Below are 3,123 nucleotides of genomic sequence, written 5' to 3' on the forward strand. Positions count from 1 at the left end.
CCCTTTCCTTGCCCGTGTCTCGACTGGATGAGACCTGCAGAATCGGGCGGCTCATTATTTTTCGCTAACTACGTCCGAAAAATAATGTGACAAATGACAAATGACAAATGACCACAGGGGGGGCGAGGTACTACGACCTCGCCCATGGGAATCCGATATCCGATACCGATACGTCGGGGTGGTTTGGAGGGGTTTCACCCCTCCATCTCGGCGCAGCCGAGCGGGCAAGGAAGAGGTGCCGCCACCGATGACGCGCAGCAATCTCGACCGCTGGGAGGATTGCGGAGAAGCCCCGCAGGGCACGTCCTTAGCGCAGCTAAGGTCTAACGTGCTAGACTTTAGTCGGCTAAAATCTGACGCAAGGCGGTTCTAACATGGCACACATAGCGAAGTACAAGGCTCAATCGGTCGGGCACATGCTCGCCCACTATAGGCGCGACCGCAGCAGCCTGGAGCGCGACAACATCGACCCCGAGCGCATCAAGAACGACTTGGTTGTCGGTCACTACACCAACAAGGACGGCAAGCTCGTTGTGGGGCGCGTGGAGCCGCGCGATGGCGAGCCGAACTGGGGCACGGTGGAGAGCCGCATCGAGCGCGTGAACGAAGCCCAGAAGGCGGCTGGGAAGCGCGCCACGCGCAAGGATGCGGTCGTTATGGCTGACGTTGTTGTGACGCTTCCCGACAATGTGCGCAAGGGCGATGAGGATAGGTTCTTTCGCCTGACGTACTGGTACCTGTCGAAGAAGTTCGGTATCGACAACATGATGGGCGGATACGTTCACAAGGACGAGGTGCTGAAGGACGGCACGCCCGCCCGCGACCATATGCACGTTCCGTTCACGCCCATCCTCGATGGTCGCTTCAACTACAAGCAGATGTGCCCCCGCTCGTTCTATCAATCGATGCACAAGGAGCTTGGGGACTACCTCGAGAAGCGCATGGGCTACCGCCCTGCAATCGAGCTTGACGAGGAGACGCGGGCGCAGCGCGTTTACACGGACAAGTCCGTGGACATCGACAAGGTACGCGGGGCGGTCGATAGGGCGGTCGTGCAACCTGCCGAGGACGAAGCGGCGCGAATCGTCGCGGCGGCTAGGGAAGAAGCCGCCGCTTTGCTAAACGATGCCGAAGCGCGTAAGGCAGAGCTTGTTACCGAGATTGCCGACAAGGAGGGTGACCTTGCCGAGCTTGACAGCCAGCTCGAGGACGTGAAGCTCGATATCGAAGAGGAGCAAGACCGATTGGAGTGTCTTCGGCAACGAGCGGACGGAGTTGCGCGAGACGTTGGAGAGCTTCGCTCCATCGCTGCCGAGGTTCGGGGCTGGGAAGCTGCGGGAAAAGCTGAGCGCGGCGCAATCCTCGATAGAATCGCTGCTCAGTGCGATGGACTCGCGAGCCGCATCAGAGCAGGAGTTGCGGGAATGCGAATCAAAGTGGAAGAGCTTAGAAGCCGAATATCGCGCCCGCTCGAATATCTGATGCGCAGGGAACAGCCAAGGCAACAGAGCCTTAATGACGTGCTGCGCGATGCGCAGCGGGCGGCGGATGCGTGGAGCCGCGACCACGCTGCACCGCAGAGGACGTATCGCGGGCGGGCTAGATGATGTGTTATAGTAGTACCTGTAATACACGACAAGGAGGTGCGACATGGCTACCGCGGTCACATCAATGAGGATTCCAACCGAGTTGAACGAGCGCTACAGCCGTCTTGCGAAGGAGACTGGCAGGTCGAGGAGCTTCTACGTTAACGAAGCCCTGCAAGAAGCTATCGACCGTTTCGAGTACGAGTACGGGATTCTCAAGGATATCGAGGACTATCGTGCTGGCAGGCTTGAGACCTACAGCATCGACGAGGTAAGGGCGCACTGTGGCCTGGCGAATTGATTTCACGAGGAACGCCGACAAGGCGATGCGCAAGCTCGATAAGGGCGTTGCCGCGCGGGTGTTTGACGAGCTTGACGAGATAGCGAAGCTCGAAGACCCAAGAAGCAGGGGCAAGGCATTGACGGGAAACTTGGCAGGCGTGTGGCGATACAGGGTCGGTGACTACCGAATCCTGTGCGACATCAATGACGGCAGGCTCGTCATTCTCGTGGTCGATGTTGCGCATAGACGCGAGGTTTACAAGCGCAGATAAAAAAAGAAAAGCCCCAGCAAGCTTGGCGGCAGCAGGGGCATTCGAGACAAGGAGATTATAGCATGGCGGCAAACGCTGGCGAGACGAAGGTGAAGCTCTGGGAGGGCATCTGCTACCCAGAGAACATGCGCGATGACTGGCAGGACGAGATAGACGACATTCTTCAAGTGCCTTTCGCTTATGCGGTTCACGACATAGACCATGACCAGAAGAGCAAGCAGCGCAAGACGCATGCGCACGTCATTGTTGTCTGGGGCGGCAACACGACACGCAAGGCAATCATCAACGTCTTGAACCGATTGAGCGCGGACGGCAAGAAGTGCTGTTCGTCAGCCGAGCCAATCAACAACATCAGGCATGCGTATGACTATCTGATTCACGACACGGCTTCCTGTCGCAAGAAGGGCAAGGAGCTGTATCCGGTCGAAGCACGCATCGAGGGAAACAACTTCGACATTGGTCAGCTCGAACAGCTCTCGACTAAGGACAAGCAGGACATGCTCTTCGAGTTGGTCGGCTTCATCATGTGCGAGAGGTTCGAGACCATCAACGATTTCACGGCTGCGGCGCTGAGGGAGTTTCCCGAGCAGTACCGCGAAATCATCGTGGGGTACAACTCGATTCTCGAGCGCTATTGTCGCGGGAACTATCTGAACGCCGAACGTAAGCGCAAGTGCGTGGAACAGTCAGGTGCCAAAGAGTAGTCGGGTCAATGCAGCAATGCGTGACTACGGGGCGGCGTGGTCTGCGCTCGCGCAGATCTAAGCCGACTCGTTCACGGATTGCGGAATTGACGCGACGGCCAACCGAATAGACCAGACTTGATTAAGGGTCGATGGACGCTCTGCTCCATCGACCCTTTCCTTGCCCGTGTCTCGACTGGATGAGACCTGCAGAATCGGGCGGCTCATTATTTTTCGCTAACTACGTCCGAAAAATAATGTGACAAATGACAAATGACAAATGACCACAGGGGGGGCGAG

4 protein-coding genes are annotated in these 3,123 nt (G+C 57.5%); all 4 read left to right on the plus strand.

Features of this window, described 5'->3' with window-relative positions; translation table 11 throughout:
• Window positions 1-374 precede the first annotated feature (374 nt).
• The 4 genes from GDJ93_RS07135 to GDJ93_RS07150 all read left to right on the plus strand — a co-directional run bounded on the left by GDJ93_RS07135 (window position 375) and on the right by GDJ93_RS07150 (window position 2,844).
• Window positions 375-1,607: a plasmid recombination protein gene (locus tag GDJ93_RS07135; RefSeq protein WP_152068272.1), complete on the plus strand. Its 1,233-nt coding sequence runs from the start codon at window positions 375-377 to the stop codon at window positions 1,605-1,607.
• 43 nt (window positions 1,608-1,650) lie between these two features.
• The gene (gene relB / locus GDJ93_RS07140) at window positions 1,651-1,887 is read left to right on the plus strand and encodes a type II toxin-antitoxin system RelB family antitoxin (RefSeq protein WP_035138971.1); all 237 of its coding nucleotides are present in this window, start codon (window positions 1,651-1,653) and stop codon (window positions 1,885-1,887) included.
• Between the two features lie 25 nt (window positions 1,888-1,912).
• Complete coding sequence (locus GDJ93_RS07145) at window positions 1,913-2,140, plus strand: type II toxin-antitoxin system RelE family toxin (protein ID WP_154270956.1); 228 nt, start codon at window positions 1,913-1,915, stop codon at window positions 2,138-2,140.
• Window positions 2,141-2,202: 62 nt separating this feature from the next.
• The gene (locus GDJ93_RS07150; protein WP_035138973.1) at window positions 2,203-2,844 is read left to right on the plus strand and encodes a Rep family protein; all 642 of its coding nucleotides are present in this window, start codon (window positions 2,203-2,205) and stop codon (window positions 2,842-2,844) included.
• Window positions 2,845-3,123 lie beyond the last annotated feature (279 nt).

It is taken from the genome of Collinsella aerofaciens (genome assembly GCF_902501475.1).
In the GTDB taxonomy this organism is placed as follows: domain Bacteria; phylum Actinomycetota; class Coriobacteriia; order Coriobacteriales; family Coriobacteriaceae; genus Collinsella; species Collinsella aerofaciens_AL.

Coding starts and splice junctions, on each gene's coding strand:
- GDJ93_RS07145 (WP_154270956.1), top strand. CDS start 1,913: ATGCGCAAGCTCGATAAGGGCGTTGCCGCGCGGGTGTTTGACGAGCTT.
- relB (WP_035138971.1), top strand. CDS start 1,651: ATGGCTACCGCGGTCACATCAATGAGGATTCCAACCGAGTTGAACGAG.
- GDJ93_RS07150 (WP_035138973.1), top strand. CDS start 2,203: ATGGCGGCAAACGCTGGCGAGACGAAGGTGAAGCTCTGGGAGGGCATC.
- GDJ93_RS07135 (WP_152068272.1), top strand. CDS start 375: ATGGCACACATAGCGAAGTACAAGGCTCAATCGGTCGGGCACATGCTC.